This is a genomic window from Enterobacter sp. SGAir0187, assembly GCF_002952735.2.
Lineage (GTDB): Bacteria > Pseudomonadota > Gammaproteobacteria > Enterobacterales > Enterobacteriaceae > Enterobacter > Enterobacter quasiroggenkampii.
Genome location: NZ_CP025034.2, coordinates 1,583,965 through 1,602,095, shown reverse-complemented (window position 1 = coordinate 1,602,095; position 18,131 = coordinate 1,583,965). Strand labels below are relative to the sequence as shown.

14 protein-coding genes and 1 tRNA gene are annotated in these 18,131 nt (G+C 48.4%); 10 read left to right on the top strand and 5 right to left on the bottom strand.

Annotated features, from left to right (window positions below):
- The first annotated feature begins 49 nt into the window (after positions 1-49).
- Entirely contained in the window at positions 50-1,108 is a 1,059-nt protein-coding gene (gene dinB / locus CWR52_RS07750) for a DNA polymerase IV (protein WP_104949318.1), read from the top strand.
- A gap of 55 nt (positions 1,109-1,163) precedes the next feature.
- On the opposite strand, the gene pepD is transcribed toward dinB, so the two are convergent.
- Positions 1,164-2,621, bottom strand: coding sequence for a cytosol nonspecific dipeptidase (gene pepD / locus CWR52_RS07745; RefSeq protein ID WP_047748040.1), 1,458 nt, complete (start codon positions 2,619-2,621; stop codon positions 1,164-1,166).
- A gap of 260 nt (positions 2,622-2,881) precedes the next feature.
- Here pepD and gpt point away from each other — a divergent pair, with 260 nt between their 5' ends.
- The 3 genes from gpt (at position 2,882) to crl (ending at position 5,150) form a co-directional block, all read left to right on the top strand.
- A complete protein-coding gene (gene gpt, locus CWR52_RS07740) occupies positions 2,882-3,340 on the top strand; it encodes a xanthine phosphoribosyltransferase (RefSeq protein ID WP_003863205.1) in 459 nt (152 codons plus the stop codon).
- Between the two features lie 106 nt (positions 3,341-3,446).
- The gene (gene frsA / locus CWR52_RS07735; RefSeq protein WP_104949317.1) at positions 3,447-4,691 is read left to right on the top strand and encodes an esterase FrsA; all 1,245 of its coding nucleotides are present in this window, start codon (positions 3,447-3,449) and stop codon (positions 4,689-4,691) included.
- A 57-nt stretch (positions 4,692-4,748) separates the two neighbouring features.
- On the top strand, positions 4,749-5,150 hold the full coding sequence (gene crl, locus CWR52_RS07730) for a sigma factor-binding protein Crl (RefSeq protein ID WP_104949316.1): 402 nt from the start codon (positions 4,749-4,751) through the stop codon (positions 5,148-5,150).
- A gap of 160 nt (positions 5,151-5,310) precedes the next feature.
- Here the strand turns inward: crl and phoE are convergent, their stop codons facing one another.
- Positions 5,311-6,363 carry a phosphoporin PhoE gene (gene phoE / locus CWR52_RS07725; RefSeq protein ID WP_008501878.1) on the bottom strand — a complete coding sequence of 351 codons (1,053 nt, stop codon included), beginning with the start codon at positions 6,361-6,363 and terminating at the stop codon, positions 5,311-5,313.
- A gap of 304 nt (positions 6,364-6,667) precedes the next feature.
- On the opposite strand from phoE, the gene proB reads away from it, so the two are divergent.
- The 4 genes from proB to CWR52_RS07705 all read left to right on the top strand — a co-directional run bounded on the left by proB (position 6,668) and on the right by CWR52_RS07705 (position 10,115).
- Positions 6,668-7,771 carry a glutamate 5-kinase gene (proB, locus tag CWR52_RS07720; RefSeq protein WP_008501877.1) on the top strand — a complete coding sequence of 368 codons (1,104 nt, stop codon included), beginning with the start codon at positions 6,668-6,670 and terminating at the stop codon, positions 7,769-7,771.
- 11 nt (positions 7,772-7,782) lie between these two features.
- Entirely contained in the window at positions 7,783-9,036 is a 1,254-nt protein-coding gene (gene proA / locus CWR52_RS07715) for a glutamate-5-semialdehyde dehydrogenase (RefSeq protein WP_032646979.1), read from the top strand.
- 111 nt (positions 9,037-9,147) lie between these two features.
- Positions 9,148-9,223, top strand: a tRNA-Thr gene (locus CWR52_RS07710).
- 577 nt (positions 9,224-9,800) lie between these two features.
- On the top strand, positions 9,801-10,115 hold the full coding sequence (locus CWR52_RS07705) for a hypothetical protein (RefSeq protein WP_104949315.1): 315 nt from the start codon (positions 9,801-9,803) through the stop codon (positions 10,113-10,115).
- Here the strand turns inward: CWR52_RS07705 and CWR52_RS07700 are convergent.
- A complete protein-coding gene (locus tag CWR52_RS07700; protein ID WP_104949314.1) occupies positions 10,112-10,918 on the bottom strand; it encodes a DUF4225 domain-containing protein in 807 nt (268 codons plus the stop codon). The two genes, CWR52_RS07705 and CWR52_RS07700, sit on opposite strands and share 4 nt — an antisense overlap.
- 348 nt (positions 10,919-11,266) lie before the next feature.
- Positions 11,267-11,701: a tyrosine-type recombinase/integrase gene (locus CWR52_RS07690; protein ID WP_104950900.1), complete on the bottom strand. Its 435-nt coding sequence runs from the start codon at positions 11,699-11,701 to the stop codon at positions 11,267-11,269.
- 33 nt (positions 11,702-11,734) lie between these two features.
- Between CWR52_RS07690 and CWR52_RS07685 the strand changes: the two genes are divergently transcribed.
- Complete coding sequence (locus tag CWR52_RS07685) at positions 11,735-12,313, top strand: hypothetical protein (RefSeq protein WP_129546952.1); 579 nt, start codon at positions 11,735-11,737, stop codon at positions 12,311-12,313.
- A 35-nt stretch (positions 12,314-12,348) separates the two neighbouring features.
- Positions 12,349-12,840 carry a DNA-binding protein gene (locus tag CWR52_RS07680; protein ID WP_252152185.1) on the top strand — a complete coding sequence of 164 codons (492 nt, stop codon included), beginning with the start codon at positions 12,349-12,351 and terminating at the stop codon, positions 12,838-12,840.
- Positions 12,841-13,331: 491 nt separating this feature from the next.
- On the opposite strand, the gene CWR52_RS07675 is transcribed toward CWR52_RS07680, so the two are convergent.
- The gene (locus CWR52_RS07675; protein WP_104949312.1) at positions 13,332-17,375 is read right to left on the bottom strand and encodes an NACHT domain-containing protein; all 4,044 of its coding nucleotides are present in this window, start codon (positions 17,373-17,375) and stop codon (positions 13,332-13,334) included.
- Positions 17,376-18,131 lie beyond the last annotated feature (756 nt).

Here is an 18,131-nt window from a genome sequence, read left to right as displayed (position 1 = left end):
TCCTCATTTATTTACTGTATACTTATCCAGTGATGAGTGAGGGCTTACTATGCGCAAAATAATCCATGTTGATATGGACTGCTTTTTTGCCGCAGTGGAGATGCGAGACAACCCGGCGCTGCGGGATATTCCCATCGCCATTGGTGGCAGCCGCGTTCAGCGTGGTGTCATCAGCACCGCCAACTATCCTGCGCGCAAATTTGGCGTGCGCAGCGCCATGCCGACGGCGATGGCCTTAAAGCTGTGCCCTCATCTCACGCTTCTGCCCGGGCGGTTCGACGCCTATAAAGAGGCTTCCCTTCATATTCGGGAAATCTTCTCCCGCTATACCTCTCTGATAGAGCCGCTGTCGCTGGACGAAGCCTATCTCGATGTGACCGACAGCGTGCACTGCCATGGCTCCGCCACGCTGATGGCGCAGGAGATCCGCCAGACGATTTTCAACGAGCTGAATCTGACGGCATCGGCGGGTGTGGCGCCCGTTAAATTCCTTGCCAAAATTGCCTCGGATTTAAATAAGCCCAACGGCCAGTTCGTCATTACGCCGGAAGAGGTGCCTGCATTTTTAAAAACGCTGCCGCTCGGCAAAATTCCCGGGGTAGGAAAAGTCTCCGCCGCAAAGCTTGAAAGCATGGGGTTACGCACCTGTGAAGACGTGCAGCGAAGCGATCTCGCGATGCTGCTTAAGCGCTTCGGGAAGTTTGGCCGCGTGCTGTGGGAGCGCAGCCAGGGGATTGACGATCGCGATGTGAATAGCGAACGGCTGCGGAAATCCGTTGGCGTCGAGCGCACCCTCATTGAAGATATTCATGACTGGTCCGAGTGCGAATCTATTATCACGGAACAGCTTTATCCGGAGCTGGAGCGACGCTTAAGCAAGGTGAAGCCGGACCTGCTCATCGCCCGTCAGGGCATCAAACTCAAATTCAACGATTTCCAGCAGACCACGCAGGAACATGTCTGGCCGCGTTTGAATAAAGACGATCTTATCGCGACGGCAAAAAAGGCATGGGAAGAGCGCCGGGGCGGACGAGGGGTGAGGCTGGTGGGATTGCACGTCACGCTGCTGGATCCGCAGTTAGAGCGTCAGTTGGTGTTGGGGCTGTAGATTACGCTAATCGTAGGCCCGGTAAGCGTAGCGCCACCGGGCAACAGACGACGAATTATTTCGCTGGGATCGCTTTCAGCAGTTCCGTCAGCAGCGTCCAGTAATGGCCAACGCTTTCGATATGAACCTGCTCATCCGGCGAGTGCGGACCGGTAATGGTTGGCCCGATAGATACCATGTCCATGTCCGGGTACGGTTTCTTGAACAGACCGCATTCCAGACCCGCGTGGATCACCTGAATATTCGGCGTGCTGTTGAACAGACGCTGATAGGTTTCACGCACCAGCGCCATCACCGGAGAGCTTGCATCCGGCTGCCAGCCCGGGTAGCTGCCTTTGGCGGAAGTTTTTGCGCCCGCCAGCGTACCCAGAGATTCCAGCATGCTCACCACATACTCTTTACCGCTGTCGATAAGGGAGCGGATCAGGCAGATGATCTCCGCGCTGTCGTCGCTCATGGTCACCACGCCCACGTTCAGTGAGGTTTCCACTACGCCTTTCGCCACGTCAGAGTTGCGGATTACGCCGTTTGGCGTCGCGTTCAGCAGCTGAACGAAGGTGTCACGAGACTGCACGGTCAGCGCGGCTTTATCCGTGGAGACGGATTCCAGCACCACGGTCAGGTTCTTCTCTTTCGCCGACAGTTCGTTTTTCAGGATATCCAGGTACACGGTGGAGAGTTTTTTCAGCTCGTCGGCTTTTGCCGCTGGAACCGCTACGGTGGCGAAGGCTTCGCGTGGGATCGCGTTGCGCAGGGTACCGCCGTTGAAGTCCACCAGACGCAGATCCAGCTCAGCCGCATGGCCTGCCAGGAAACGGGCCAGCAGCTTGTTGGCGTTGCCCAGACCCAGATGAATATCACCGCCGGAGTGGCCGCCTTTCAGACCTTTCAGCGTCAGCTTGAAGGTCTGGAAACCAGCAGGAATTGCTTCGCGTGACAGCGGCAGGGTAGAGATGAAATCAATCCCGCCCGCGCAGCCCATGTAGATCTCGCCTTCTTCTTCTGAGTCGGTGTTGATCAGAATATCCGCCTGCAGCCAGTTCGCCTGCAGACCGAACGCCCCGTCCATGCCCGCTTCTTCGGTCATGGTCAGCAGCACTTCCAGTGGACCGTGCTCAACGCTGTCGTCAGCCAGTACCGCCAGCGCAGAGGCCATACCGATGCCGTTATCCGCGCCCAGGGTGGTGCCGCGCGCTTTCACCCAGTCGCCGTCGATGTACGGCTGGATCGGGTCTTTGGTGAAGTCGTGAACGGTGTCGTTGTTCTTCTGTGGCACCATGTCCAGGTGCGCCTGCAGCACAACCGGTTTACGATTTTCCATGCCTGCTGTGGCGGGTTTGCGGATCAGAATGTTGCCAACCTGGTCACGTTCCGCATGCAGACCTTTTTCCTTCGCCCAGCCCATAATATGTTCGGCAAGCTGTTCTTCATGGTAGGAAGGGTGTGGAATGGAGCAGATTTTGGCAAAAATATCCCACAGCGGCTGCGGAGATAGTTGAGACAGTTCAGACACGATAAGTCTCCTTGTCGAGGCGCTGCAAACAGGGTTGCAGATCACAGGGTTAGCAGGTTAATAGTTACCACAAGTCAGGCTTGCGAGATGAAACTGAGAATACCACTTTCTCTGCCGGCTGGTAGCATAAAGCATGTAAAAACTCAGGCTGAGGGCGCTAAACACTGGTTTTTAGTGCGTCAGATCTCTATAATCTCGCGCAACCTATTTCCCCCTCGAACACTTTTTAAGCCGTATAAAAACAGGCTGGGACACTTCACATGAGCGAAAAATACGTCGTCACCTGGGACATGTTGCAGATTCACGCACGCAAACTGGCTGCGCGTCTGATGCCTTCCGAACAGTGGAAAGGCATTATTGCCGTCAGCCGTGGCGGTCTGGTACCGGGGGCGCTGCTGGCACGTGAGCTGGGTATTCGTCATGTCGATACCGTCTGCATCTCCAGCTATGACCATGATAACCAGCGTGAGCTGAAAGTGCTGAAACGCGCGGAAGGCGACGGTGAAGGCTTCATCGTTATTGATGACCTGGTGGATACCGGCGGTACCGCGGTGGCTATCCGTGAAATGTATCCGAAAGCCCATTTCGTCACTATCTTCGCGAAGCCTGCTGGCCGCCCGCTGGTTGACGATTACGTGATTGATATCCCGCAGGATACCTGGATTGAACAGCCATGGGATATGGGCGTGGTCTTCGTACCGCCAATCTCTGGTCGTTAATCACGTTCCGCAATTAATTTAACGCCCGGTGATGCCGGGCGTTGTTTTTTTTAGTCTGACGCGCGTTACAATAGTCTCTATACGACGTATTCATGGAGGCAATGCAATGACGCAGGCGAATCTCACCGAGACTCTCTTCAAACCCCGTTTCAAACACCCTGAAACGTCGACGCTGGTGCGTCGCTTTAATCCGGGGACCCAGCCTGCCGTCCAGTCCGCGTTAGACGGTAAAAACGTGCCTCACTGGTATCGTATGATTAACCGCCTGATGTGGATCTGGCGCGGTATCGACCCCCGTGAAATCCTGGATGTGCAGGCACGTATCGTGATGAGCGAATCTGAACGGACCGACAGCGAGCTTTACGATACGGTGGTGGGCTACCGTGGCGGAAACTGGATCTACGAGTGGTCTAAACAGGCGATGCTCTGGCAGCAAAAAGCCAGCCAGGAAGAGGATGCCACGCGCAGCGGCAAGCACTGGCTGCATGCGGCCAATCTCTATGCCATTGCCGCGTACCCGCATTTAAAAGGGGATGAACTGGCGGAGCAGGCTCAGGCGCTGGCGAATCGCGCTTATGAAGAGGCGGCGCAGCGTTTGCCGGGCCAAATGCGCGAGCTTGAGTTCAGCATTCCAGGCGGCGCACCCGTCACCGGGTTCCTGCATATGCCGGAAGGTGAAGGTCCGTTCCCGACCGTGCTGATGTGCGGCGGGCTGGACTCTCTGCAAATTGACTATTACAGCCTGTATGAGCGCTACTTCGCACCAAAAGGGATCGCGATGCTGACGCTGGATATGCCCTCAATTGGCTTCTCCTCCAAATGGAAACTGACTCAGGATTCCAGCCTGCTGCACCAGCATGCGCTAAAAGCGCTGGAAAACATCCCGTGGGTTGACCACACCCGCGTGGCGGCATTTGGCTTCCGCTTTGGTGCAAACGTCGCGGTGCGTCTGGCTTACCTTGAATCCTCCCGCCTGAAAGCCGTCGCTTGTCTTGGTCCGGTCGTTCACGCCCTGCTCAGCGATCCCGCCCGCCAGGGGAGCGTGCCTGAAATGTACCTTGATGTGCTGGCCAGCCGTCTTGGCATGCATGATGCATCAGACGAAGCGCTGCGCGTGGAGCTCAATCGCTACTCGTTAAAAACGCAAGGGTTACTGGGACGTCGCTGCCCAACGCCGATGCTGTCGGGTTTCTGGAAAAACGATCCGTTCAGTCCGGAAGAAGAGTCGCGCTTAATTACGTCGTCATCTGCGGATGGCAAATTACTTGAGGTGCCGTTCAGCCCGGTCTATCAGAATTTCGATAAAGCTCTGAAAGAGATTACGCGCTGGATCGCTCAGAGATTGTGTTAATAGATTGCTAAATTTCGCTGGTTTGGTAAAACAGTGGCTTCACAAAAGGAGATCGCAATGACGTTACCGAGTGGACACCCGAAAAGTAGATTGATTAAGAAGTTCATGGCTCTTGGCCCGTATATTCGAGAAGAGCAGTGTGAAGAGAATCGCTTTTTTTTCGACTGCCTGGCTGTATGCGTCAACGTGAAGCCTGCACCCGAAAAACGTGAATTCTGGGGCTGGTGGATGGAAATGGAAGCAGAGGAAAAACGCTTTACGTATAGCTACCAGTTTGGCCTGTTTAATAAAGACGGTAACTGGCAGGCCACCACCATTAAAGATCAGGAAGTGATCGATCGCCTGGAATATACCCTGAAAGAGTTCCACGATAAGGCACACGCGCTGCTGGCGACCCTGGACCTTAAGTTCGAGCCAGCGGATGACTTTTCCAGCGAAGCGGTGAAGCTGACTGCCTGATAGCGTCACAGCGCCGGGTGGCGGCTTCGCCTTACCCGGCCTACAAAAATGATGGTTTTCTCCCTCTCCCCATGGGAGAGGGCCGGGGTGAGGGCACCAGCCCGCATTAATCCCCGAAATAAAAAAAACCGGCACCAGGCCGGTTTTTTATTTCGCATCATTAGAACTGGTAGGTCATACCCAGAGCAACAATGTCATCGCTGCTCACGCCCAGTTTATTATCGTCGTCAATCTGGTTAATTTTATAATCAACAAACGCGGACATATTTTTGTTGAAGTAATAGGTCGCGCCAACGTCAATATATTTCACCAGATCTTCGTCACCAATACCTTCGATATCTTTGCCTTTAGACTGGACATAACCCAGGGACGGACGCAGACCGAAATCGAACTGATATTGTGCGACCACTTCAAAGTTCTGCGCTTTATTGGCAAATCCGCCAGAAATTGGCGTCATATTGCGGGTTTCTGAATACATCGCTGCCAGATAAATATCGTTCGCGTCATATTTCAGACCGGTAGCCCAGGCTTCGGCTTTCTGCCCCTGGCCACGCGCCAGCAGGTTCTGCGCATTGGTGCGGTCAGAGTTAGTGTAAGCACCGCTGACGGCGAAATCGCTGCCGCCGAAGTCATAGCTCAGAGAGGTACCAAAACCGTCACCGTTCTGTTTCTTGGCGTCACGGTTTTCGTTTTTGCCCTGGTACTGCAGGGTCATGTCCAGGCCGTCAACCGCGCCGAAGAAGTCGGTGTTACGGTAGGTAGCAAGACCGGTCGCACGCTTGGTCATGAAGTTATCGGTCTGCGCGGAAGAGTCGCCACCGAACTCAGGGAACATGTCGGTCCATGCTTCAACGTCATACAGGGCGCCCAGGTTACGACCGTAATCCAGAGAACCAAAGTTTTTCAGCTTCAGGCCCGCGAACGCCAGACGGGTTTTCTGAGAGGAGTCGCTCTCGGCTTTGTTACCTGCAAATTCAGACTCCCAACGGCCATAGCCCGTCAGCTGATCGTTAATCTGCGTTTCGCCTTTGAAACCGAAACGAACGTAAGTCTGATCGCCATCTTTGGTGGCATCATCGCTGATGTAGTGCATGGCTTTCACTTTGCCGTACACGTCCAGCTTATTACCATCTTTATTATAAACTTCAGCTGCGTGAACGGATGCAGAAGCCACTACGCCCATAACCATTAATGCCAGAGTGCTCTTTTTCATTTTCGATCCTGTCTTATAAACGCGCTAAAAAATTCGCTGGACGATAAGCTCATGCTTAAGTCCCGTGAAAAAACAGGAAGGGTTTTATCGTTCTGGAATGAAACTTTTATGACAAACTAAGAATAATTTTAAAAAACTGTGATTTATTATTTCGGTAATAAAAGTGTCAAATTCTCCCGCTACGCTTCCTGATCCCGCGCAACAAAGTGTTTCGCGATGTGCTAAGGCAGTTGGCAACGGGGCTGACTCCTGCTAAAACGTTCGTTCGACATTACTTTCCCTTATCGTTGAACGGCAGAGAATCATGAGTGACAGCCAGACGCTGGTGGTAAAACTCGGTACCAGTGTTTTAACAGGCGGATCGCGCCGCCTAAATCGCGCCCACATTGTTGAGCTTGTACGTCAGTGCGCTCAGTTACATGCCGCAGGGCATCGTATTGTAATTGTGACCTCCGGGGCGATTGCCGCCGGGCGTGAACACCTGGGTTACCCCGAACTCCCCGCGACGATCGCCTCCAAACAGCTGCTGGCCGCCGTGGGACAAAGCCGACTCATTCAACTCTGGGAACAGCTGTTCTCTATCTATGGCATCCACGTCGGGCAGATGCTGCTGACGCGTGCGGATATGGAAGACCGAGAGCGCTTCCTGAACGCCCGCGATACCCTGCGCGCGCTGCTGGACAACAATATCGTTCCGGTCATTAATGAGAACGATGCCGTTGCTACCGCTGAAATCAAAGTGGGTGATAACGATAACCTCTCTGCGTTGGCCGCCATTCTGGCCGGCGCCGATAAATTACTGCTTCTGACCGATCAGCAGGGGTTGTTCACCGCCGATCCGCGCTCCAACCCGGAAGCTGAGCTGATTACCGACGTTCATGGTATCGACGATGCGCTGCGCGCCATCGCCGGTGATAGCGTGTCCGGCCTCGGAACGGGCGGGATGGGGACCAAGCTGCAGGCCGCCGACGTGGCGTGCCGCGCCGGTATCGACACCATCATTGCCGCGGGCAGCCGTCCTGGCGTGATTGGCGACGTGATGGAAGGCATCTCCGTTGGCACCCGCTTCCACGCTCAGGAATCTCCTCTGGAAAACCGTAAGCGCTGGATATTTGGCGCGCCGCCTGCGGGTGAACTCGTCGTCGATGAAGGGGCAACCGCCGCGATTCTGGAACGAGGAAGTTCATTACTTCCTAAAGGAATTAAAAGCGTGACAGGCAACTTCTCCCGTGGTGAAGTGATCCGTATCCGTAACCTCGAAGGCCGCGACATCGCCCACGGCGTAAGCCGCTATAACAGCGATGCCCTGCGCCGCATCGCGGGTCACCATTCGCAGCAGATCGACGCCATTCTGGGCTATGAATATGGCCCGGTTGCCGTGCATCGCGATGACATGATTATTCGTTAAGGAGCCAGAACATGCTGGAACAAATGGGCGCCGCCGCGAAGGCCGCCTCTTATAAACTGGCGCTCCTTTCCAGCCGCGAGAAAAACCGCGTGCTGGAAAAAATCGCTGATTATCTGGAATCACAGTCCCAGGAAATTTTGCTCGCCAACGAGCAGGATTTACTGGAAGCGCGTCGCAACGGTCTGAGCGAAGCCATGCTCGACCGTCTGGCGTTGACCCCGGCTCGCCTGAAAGGCATCGCCGACGATGTTCGTCAGGTCTGCAATCTGGCCGACCCGGTAGGGCAGGTGATTGACGGTGGGCTGCTGGACAGCGGTTTACGCCTGGAGCGCCGTCGCGTGCCGCTCGGCGTTATCGGCGTGATTTATGAAGCCCGTCCAAACGTGACGGTGGATGTCGCCTCCCTGTGCCTGAAAACCGGCAACGCCGCTATTCTGCGCGGTGGGAAAGAGACCTGGCGCACCAACGCCGCGACGGTGAAAGTCATTCAGCAGGCGCTGGAAGAGTGTGGCTTACCGGCGGGTGCCGTGCAGGCAATTGAGAGCCCGGACCGCGCGCTGGTCAACGAAATGCTGCGCATGGACAAATACATCGACATGCTGATCCCACGCGGCGGCGCGGGCCTGCACAAGCTGTGCCGCGAGCAGTCGACGATTCCGGTTATCACCGGCGGTATTGGCGTGTGTCATATCGTGGTAGACGACAGCGCTGAGATTGCTCCTGCTCTGAAGATTATCGTTAACGCGAAGACCCAGCGTCCTAGCACCTGTAACACCGTTGAAACGCTGCTGGTGCATCAGGACATAGCGAATACCTTCCTGCCGGCCCTGAGCAAACAGATGGCAGAGAGCGGCGTGACGCTGCATGCTGACGCCAGTGCGCTCGCGCTGCTGCAGGATGGCCCGGCTAACGTCGTTCCCGTCAACGCGGAGCAGTACGATGACGAGTTCCTGTCACTGGATCTGAACGTGAAAATCGTGAGCGATCTTGACGACGCGATTGCGCACATCCGTGAGCATGGCACGCAGCATTCTGACGCCATCCTGACGCGTACGCTGCGCAATGCCGATCGCTTCGTGAACGAAGTGGATTCCTCTGCGGTGTATGTGAATGCCTCCACCCGCTTCACCGACGGCGGCCAGTTCGGCCTCGGCGCTGAGGTGGCGGTTAGCACGCAGAAGCTGCACGCGCGCGGTCCGATGGGGCTGGAAGCATTGACCACGTATAAGTGGATCGGCTTCGGCGACGATACGATTCGTGCGTAAGTAATCACGGGTGATGCAAAAATAGCCGTTTGATTCAAAAGGGCATTGACGCATCACCCGGATAGATCTAACCTTTTGCCCCGTGGTTACACTCGTAACCGGCCTCTCAGGGCCGATATAGCTCAGTTGGTAGAGCAGCGCATTCGTAATGCGAAGGTCGTAGGTTCGACTCCTATTATCGGCACCATCTAAAAAATCAATCACTTAGCGAAAAATATCTAACGGATTGTATCTTCAATTATCATCCTTAATAACACCTGGTAAACGCCTTTGCGTTGTATCGGCTCAAGGATTGTACAACGTACTTGCGGGTAGTTACCGGGTTCAACCCCGAACAGCATTAGAAATTTTGCCATCCCTTGAAGCTGAAAGAGTTGCCGGACTCTCTAAACACATCACTTGAACCCTTAGCGATACGTTCCGCGCTTCGTGCGGAGCTCAATGAAGCTACACGTCGAGATGACGTTGCAGAAAATAAACAGGCGTAATGTTGGGGAGAGTTGGCGCGAGCGGCTAATAACATGTTTTAACCTAGCGATCACGGCACTAAATGGTTTGTATTGTTAGAAATCTAATAAATTGTACAAACATCATGTGATCGATAGCCTTTAATGGTCGAAATGCCTTGGCGCCACCCAGACGACATGAAAGGGGATGGAGTCTGCCGAAAAGTTTCGGCTGGATTGCTATAAAGTTCATCAGTATGATTGCTGACACAATCAGTGATTGGGAAACAACTTCCGAGTGATAAAGGACGATACAATATGAAAGTGACTGATGAGGCGTTGTTACGTTCAGGGTTTACACCATCGGATTTGCAGAAGATAAAAAATAACGTTGATAGTTACGGCGGAACCTTGGGGGAAGCGATTCAGGATTTGGCTAATCGATTCAGGGTTGTTTTATGGATAACATCGGCATGTCTGATGGTTTTTATCCTTTTAGTGTTGTTTACTGCGAAAGAAACCGTCGTGGGTGGTGGGATATCAATTCTGATCGCAATAGTCATCGTTGCATTTATTCAGCCGCCAGTTCTTTCTTACAAATCCTGGCGGTTCTGGAGAAAATTCAGAGGCTAATTGTTCGATGTGTCAGTAGAAAGCAGGTCAAATATTACTTTGGCCTTAAGTCCATAACCTACTATTTTCATTGTTAATTTGGGACGGCTCATTGTATCAACCTTACGATAGAAATCACGAGGCATCCATTTAAACAGTCTCCATGCTTCGGGTTTTCTTGCTAATCCAAAGATGCTGTAAACACTTGCGCTTAACGTAACAGCGTTATAAATCGCCAGTCCTGTTTCAGGCTTGAAACCCATAAAGTGAGCCGCTTCCATAGTGCCATCAGCTACAAATCCCTCTGTTTTATATTGTTTTCCATATATACCAGGAATGATTTCTTTTGACAGACCGTTAATGCCATCTGTTACAAGAATAGCCCCTGCCAGCATACCTAAAGGTGTCATCGTAGCGACCATCAACGCACCGCCAGCAATTGCCATTCCAGAAACCACAATATGAATAGCTGAAATCATGTAGCCGACGATTTTATTATTTTCCTTAACAAACTCGACCTTCGCGTAAAGCTGTGCGGACTTGGTTCTTAACAGACGCTCTTGTTCAAGCAGATTGTCTGTTTCAGCGCGCAGATTTTTGATGCATACAATACATTCTTCATCGGTTTTAGCTCGTCGAGCTGTTTCAAACTCTCTATCTACAACCTGTTTTATCTCTCCAACAAACTTGATGCGCGTTATCCCATCTAGCAAATAGAATGCTGATAGCCGATTTGCTGTTTCGACCAGTTTCCGGGCTTCCAGATTCACCATGGTATCTGACCATGTTCTGTTCCAGCCCCTGTTGAGCAGCGCGATATCCATTAAAGACTCCTTCCCAAAATGTGTCTGGTCATTTTACGTGCAATAAGGTCGAAGACAACAGGAAATGATTTCCCAACATCTGATTTCAGCGGAACGAACACATAATTAAACCCTGAGACTCCACGCGGTAATTCTCTATTTTCATTGTCCGACGTATCAAACGTCCTGGCGTACGGGCAGGACTGTGAGCTCGTCACCACTGTAAACAAGTAAATGCTGTTCTGATACGTGCATAGCGTTTTCCCGTACTCCGTCTGTTCCCCCTGCGGGTTGGTCATCGTAATTTGTCCGGCAATCGCCAGGGCTGGGAATAGTGCCAGCGTGAGCACACAACATGTTTCATGTTGATCACTCCCAAATCTTTGCAAGGGCAGCGCCCACGCTCTTAACGTCAATCTTCAAATAGTTCATGGTGACTTTAGGGGCTGTATGGTTCAGTGCTTTTATGGCTAAAGCTAAATTTCCGTTAGACTGCTCCCACACCTGTGTGGCAGAAAACTTGCGAAAAGAATGGCAGCCTATCGTTCCTTTAATCTCGACATTCTTCGCAGCCTGTTTGATCTCACGGTTCACCTGCTCACGGCTTGCGGGCGCTTTTCCAGATGTACGGTTGCTGTGTGACGTGAAAACATATTCGTCTTTCGGGAATGCCTTATGGAGGCGTTCTATGTTCTCCTTTTTCTTGCTCGTCTTACTCTCAAGCACTTCCAGCGTGTTTCCCTCCTTGAACTGGTTGAACTTCAAATTCACCGTGTCACCGACACGCAAAGATAAAGAGGCCATTGTTACCGCTACATCTGCGAATAGCTGTTTGTTATGGCTTTCAAGCCAGCTAATCAGCTTAACCCGGACACGCTCAAAGACTTTACCCGCGGGGTGGCAGCCGTAAGCGAGCAGGCCGCAAACATTCTCGATTACCTGAAGAATAAGCTCGCACCGGTTAATCCCCTGGCATCTGATGATGTCCAGGGATTCATGCGTGACAGCGAAATGCGCCAGGCATTCGCCCGACTGGATCGCCGTAGTCAGGAAAAAATGCTGCTGTCGATGCACAGTGGAAAGCATCAGGAGCTGGCGGACGCCTTACTAAGGGCGCACGCGGTGTGTTCGGGACTCGATACGGAACAGCTAAAACGTCTCGGCTTCTCCCGTATTGCATCAGAGAACGGGCAGGTGATTAACGCGGTTGCCGATCTGGTCGACGCGGTAAGGAAGGACGTCGCACAAATTACAGCTGTCCGAACCTGGTATAACAATCTCGTTTACGGGAAGAACGACGATCCATCAGAAGTTCTGCCCCGCATGACCGGCCTTGATCAGTTAAGCGAACATGTCAGCGCGATGCTCAAAGGCAGCCAGCGGCAGACACATTCAGAAGAGAAGCAGGCCGCCTGAGGGCGGCTTTTTTCTGCCCGGAGGGAAACATCACGATGCTATTAAGTAAATCAGCCTACGCCAGGCATATGGGCGTCAGCCGGCAAACTGTTTACGACTGGATAGCCCGCAGTGAAATTGTAATTTCAGGCGATAAAGTGGATGTCGAAGCATCGCAGGCTAAACAAAATTCTGCTGGTGCTGGCGAACACCAGACTGAAATGACATGGGCGCAGGCCGCCGCATGGGTATGGAAGCATGACGGCGGGAAAGAGCTGCCGGCTGATATTAATGCTGGCCAGCGAATAGAGGCAGCAGCCGCTGAGCTGGGTTTTGATGTTCAGCACGAGCCCGATGAACAATTGCTGATTCTCTTCCGGCCGGATGAAGAAACCCACAGCTTGTATGGCAAAGACCGTGCCGCGGGCGCTTTACGGTTTCTTCGTTCTGAGCTGGCTTACGTTGCCACAATGCACCCCGATACGCCGGATGACTGGAGCAAAACAAGATTAAGGGCGCTCTGCCTGCTGGACGGCGAAAAACTGTAAATCTCCGACCAAACCTAACTCCTCTAACTTGACACTTTTTCGTGAAAAACAGGGAAAAGTGTCAACCCAACCTAACGGATCCTGACGCCTACGAACAGCAGCTACAGCAGAAGTGTAAAGGGCTGGCGTTGAGATTTGTTGAGCCCTGGCTGTTAGCTTTTGTTAATCCTGATGCGAAGCAGGGCAGGTGTCAGCCTGTTATGGTTTGTTATGCCTCACCAGAAAAGTGTCAGCCGCTGCCGCTTCAGAAAACTTCAGGTACACGAACTCGTGAAGGGGAGGTGTTAAGCACTCCCCCAATGCAACCATCCTCGAGCCTCTTTCAGACGCTGTTCTGGTTTGCCCGGACGCTGGCGTTCAGATTGAGTTGTCAAAAGTTGTCCCCACCGGCAGCACCAGTGGGGATTTTTGGCAGAACGCGCTCTAAGTTACAGTTGCTTCAGATAAACAATTACGCCTATCAATGTAGATTTAGAACACCCTTTATTGAATTAAGTTCTGCTGACGTCAAGTACAAAAACATCTATTAAATTTTTTAATTCGTGGGGTAAAAATCCTTCAATTTTGGTTTTCAGCTCTTCAGCTGATTGAAACTGATGCGTTTTTTTTCCTGCAACCGCAACTTCTTTTCCAAACCAAAGTACAAGAAAAATTCCTTGTTGCTCAGCATCAGGATGAATGGAGTAACGTTCATACAGTTGTGCGGATGCAGCATTGTATAATTCTCGATGCCACTGCCCTTTAACCTCTGTAACTAATAAGCAACGTTTGCCATTTAATATTTTTGTGGCTGTAAAATCACTTCTATTATGGTTTTTTAGCTGATGCTCTGGAGTAATTGAAATTCCTTGGGGTTCTAAACGTAAGTTTAAACGTTCGGCAATAATTGCTGTTGAATCATTCTCACTGAGATGCTGTCCATTCTGATAGAATCTATCGGTAGAATTAAACTCGCCACCATATAATGCGCCTTGAAAATCATTTAGTTCTTGAATTATAAGTTGACGTAAAGATTCGACCGTAACAATTTCTCCATTATCTAAATACTTTACAATTTCATTTGGAGTAGGAGGGACGAAATCATGAAGAGCTTGTTTTCGAACTTGCTGTGTATGAATGCTTTGCAGTGCATTTTTCAATAATGTAAATTTTGGATCGGATAATAATCTTTTAGTTACGGTTAATGCATCTAATGAGTCATCTGAATTAATTTTCCAAACTAAATCACTCATGAATCTAGATGCTTTCTCTTCATTTGAACTGTCGTTGATCAAATCGGACGAAGGATTGGTTTGAGGCCAAAGATTGTAAAAAGCTTTAAGAATATATTCAATTTTAATTGCTGAAAGTTCTGGCCAAGTAGACTGATTGTCATAGGGAATTCTATCAGAAACACCTTGAAATAAAAGGATGTTTTCCCTGTCGAGCGACAAATAGCGCCACCTAGTTTGATTTACTTCATCATTAAAATAAAAATCCCGAAGATACCAAAATGTTTTTTGTAAACTAACAGGGGAATTTTTTAAAGATTCGACGTCTTCTAATAATAAACACTTGTGAGAAATTAATTTTTTTAAAGAGTCTCTATTACTGTTTTTAACAGCAATCTCGAAAAGTGTATACAGGGTGTCACTATCTATATCTGGATATTTTTCAAGCCATTCAAGAGCTAGTTTTGAACGCAGATGGTTAAAAACTGTTTCATTTTCAAGTAGCCATACTTCTGGGTGTGCGCATGGTTGTTGAAGCTGGGGTTCAACATATTCTCTTAAGAACTCCTCAGCAAAATTTTTATCATTATCGAAGAGGATTCTATCTATCTCAGCTTTCAATAACTCGGATTCATCGGAGGTTAATGCACTAAACCCCATATTAATTCCAGTGCGTAAAGAAGCTAGCATTGATGAAGGTACACGCTCCAGGCTTTTTTCCGCTCGGAAGATTTCTAAACAGGCTGCATACAATACCATTTCATAATGTGAATATTTGGATTCACACTGTAATTTAGCGAGTTCTCGGAGGTTTGGCACGTGAGCGGAAATAAATCCGATACAATTTTTTAAGGCATTTCTAACTAATGAATTGTCGCCAACTTCTATTGCTATCTGGTCTGGTTTAGAGAGAGTAAGATGCGCAAAATGGAGAAGACAATTCCAGTGCTGCCCACTTTCGATCAGAGTTCTATTTTCATTAATATAAGCTATATTAGTAAATCTTTTTTCTTGTCGTTTTTTTTCATATCTTTTCCTCTTGCGATCAAGTTTACGATGTAAACCAGAATCATTCTTTTCCATATCTTTAAAAACTTTATTTAACCGCATCCATACTTTCATAAACTCAGGTTTGGAACATGCGTGCTGGCGCATTAAATGACGCAATTCATCTTTTCCACGAAGATTATTAACACCAAATCGTCTGTGAGGACTGAAGAAACCAGCCCAAAGCTCATGGTTATCGATTTCAAAAGCATAGGTGATAATAAATTTATAATCTTCGTTACGCATTTGAAGGCCAGAGTGAGCATTTAATGAATTTTGAAATGTATGTATCTTAAGGTCAAATATTTCATCTCGATCTTTCAATGGGCCAAATACAAAAGAAATAATTCCTTGTCTTAATTTATTGTTTGACTGAATTACTTCAACTGATTTGCTATGTTGTTGCTGCATAGGATGAACAAAATTAAGATTATGCAGCCAAGCCCATACTTTTTCTGGTGAGTATGGAGGTGCTACAAATTCAAAGTAACGATCAACAATTAATCCAACTATTTTACTAATACCCAGTCGACAATAACACTCGTAGCTTTCTTTTCCACAAGTACAAGTAATCTCATAAGTTAATGAATTAAGTAACGGTTCGAGATGATATGTAGGTAGTGACCTCACAAACTTCTTAATGAAATATCGAGTGCCAACTACTCTTTCTAAAGGTTGTCTTTCAGCGGGATATAAATGCGTACATAGTTTTAAGTAGTTTGACAAGAATTTTAATGAGAAATTCTCAATACCAATTTTTTCAATTATTTTAGCGGACATATTTAATGACAAATTGGTAGCTTCAAAAAGTAATATCTGAAGTGTTGGAAAAAGGTTATAACCTTTTAAATGCAACAAACAATCAACTGCGGAAGTTCTGATATTATTAGATTCTCCAATGTCTCCTGCAATTTCATAAATATCGTTAGCAAGCGATTCAACTACTTCTGAGCCAGAGATTAATTCAAAAATGAGTCCTCTTAAATGACTGTCATTACTTCCAACTATTAATGATCTAATTTGTTCAGAAACATCTCTTGTAAAAAAACCAGCTACGCTGAATCTACGCCAAAAATCACCTCTCCGGAAATAAGGATCTTTTTCTTGAATTTCTTTCAGTTTTGTTAAAAGTAGTTTTTTTGATGATGGTTCTAATTGTGAGGGATCACCGTTAGCCAATACTGCATAAGCATCAATTTCAATCAATTTCTCTTGTATTGACTTGCTTCCTAATGCTGCCATCCATCCGATCAGGCCTCTCAATTCATCGCGAGCTACATTGTTTGGTGCAATAATCGGAAGGCATTTCCACAGAGTAAGTGGATCACTACTATTATTTATTCTTTTAATTAAGTGATAAGCGGCGCAGTATTCAACTACTATCTTATGTACTGGACGATGTTGATATTCACATTCTCCTAGTCTAAACAACCTTGTTGAAAGGATGTCACTAGATGCTTGATTTTTAGGAAGAAGTGTTTTTAGTAACGGATAAATTATACTTTCATTCGCCTCTGATGTTGTTATACCTTCCGATGCTGATAGAAGTAATTTTGCGAATGCTTCTGAAGCAAGTTCGATCTTTTGTTCTACTGTTAAATGTGATGGCTTCAAGGGAGTTTTAGCATTAGCCTCTTTCGCTAAACGTTCAACTGCTAATGAAAAAATTGAACGTTTATTTATAAAATGTCTATTACTTTCAATATAAGCGTCTGCAAACATTTTTAAAAATTGCGGATTTGGCAAAAGCATCTCTAAGTTAAAACGACAAACTTCTCTTTCGAAACTATTAAAATCTTCGCCAGATGTATGAAATTCAAATATTTCAGATTGTTGTTGTCGATCAAATTCGTTCAATCTAACTATTAGAGGGGGGAACCCTAAAAATTGCTCAAATGCTATAGTTGATGATTGCCCCCATTCACTTGAACGACTTGACATAATTACTAATGAAGGGGTGTTTTTCTTGACTTCGCTCAATAATCTATAAATGCTTGATTGATCGATAGTTGCAACTTCATCTACCGCGTCGATCAATAATGGAGCGTTTTTTTCATTAATTCCTGCGAACAAAAAAACGCTGGCATTAACAGTTTCTGTCTCTAATCTTCGGGCAAGATTATTCATTAGCTCTGTTTTACCGCCACCCGGTTCAGCTAAAATCACAATGTACCTTGAAGCTTGGAGTAATTCAGTTTCAGTGAACGTTCTGTCACTATAAGAAAGGTTTCGTTCAAGATAAATTGATGAAGGCCTAGCCAAAGTATCGTTTTTCATAGTTCCTTTCATGAGTTTTCAATGAGTTCATTATGATGAAAATTTTAACACAGCTCTTACTACTGCCGTATGTTCATGTTGAACATGGTAAATCTATCAGATAAACAACTGGGTTCGCTGCATTGTGATTTCTTAGTATGAAGGGTTCAGTTCTCTCCATCTGTTACTTAGATATCATTTTTTAACCTAAGTATTCATTTGTGGGGTTTTTTAGGACTGAAGTTGTGGGGGAGGCTGGTTGGGCTTGCTGTAATTTTGCCGCCTTGTCTCAGAGAAGAACTGATGGGGGTACTTCTGGGGGTATCTAACAATGACATTCTTTTTTTTTCGATTAATTACAATAAGTTATCATGCATGATTTGTTCCTATTATCGGCACCATCTCAACTTCCCCAAACGTCCGTTTTCATCCATAAACACCCTGCTTTATAACGATTTTATTTCTTTTTAGTCCGTTGCTGTCCGTAACCTTCCAGTAAAATCGATGCTGAATCTGTATAGGATTGTGTATATATTCCTGTTCGGTTTGCGCCGTCCGTGGTTAAACAACAAACAGATCTTCGTCATCATTTACGTTCGGATGGGGCGCTAATGTGGGCTGTCTGTCATCTTCCGCAAGCAGTGTGCTTTCTTCTCAGCGTGCAGAACCCGTTGCTTACAGCCACAGAACTGGCCATTACCTGCTATATTCGTGTCTTTGCCAGATTTCCGGAATGAGCGATAATGTGGCACATAATGGCAGCGTAAAAGGGGCAAT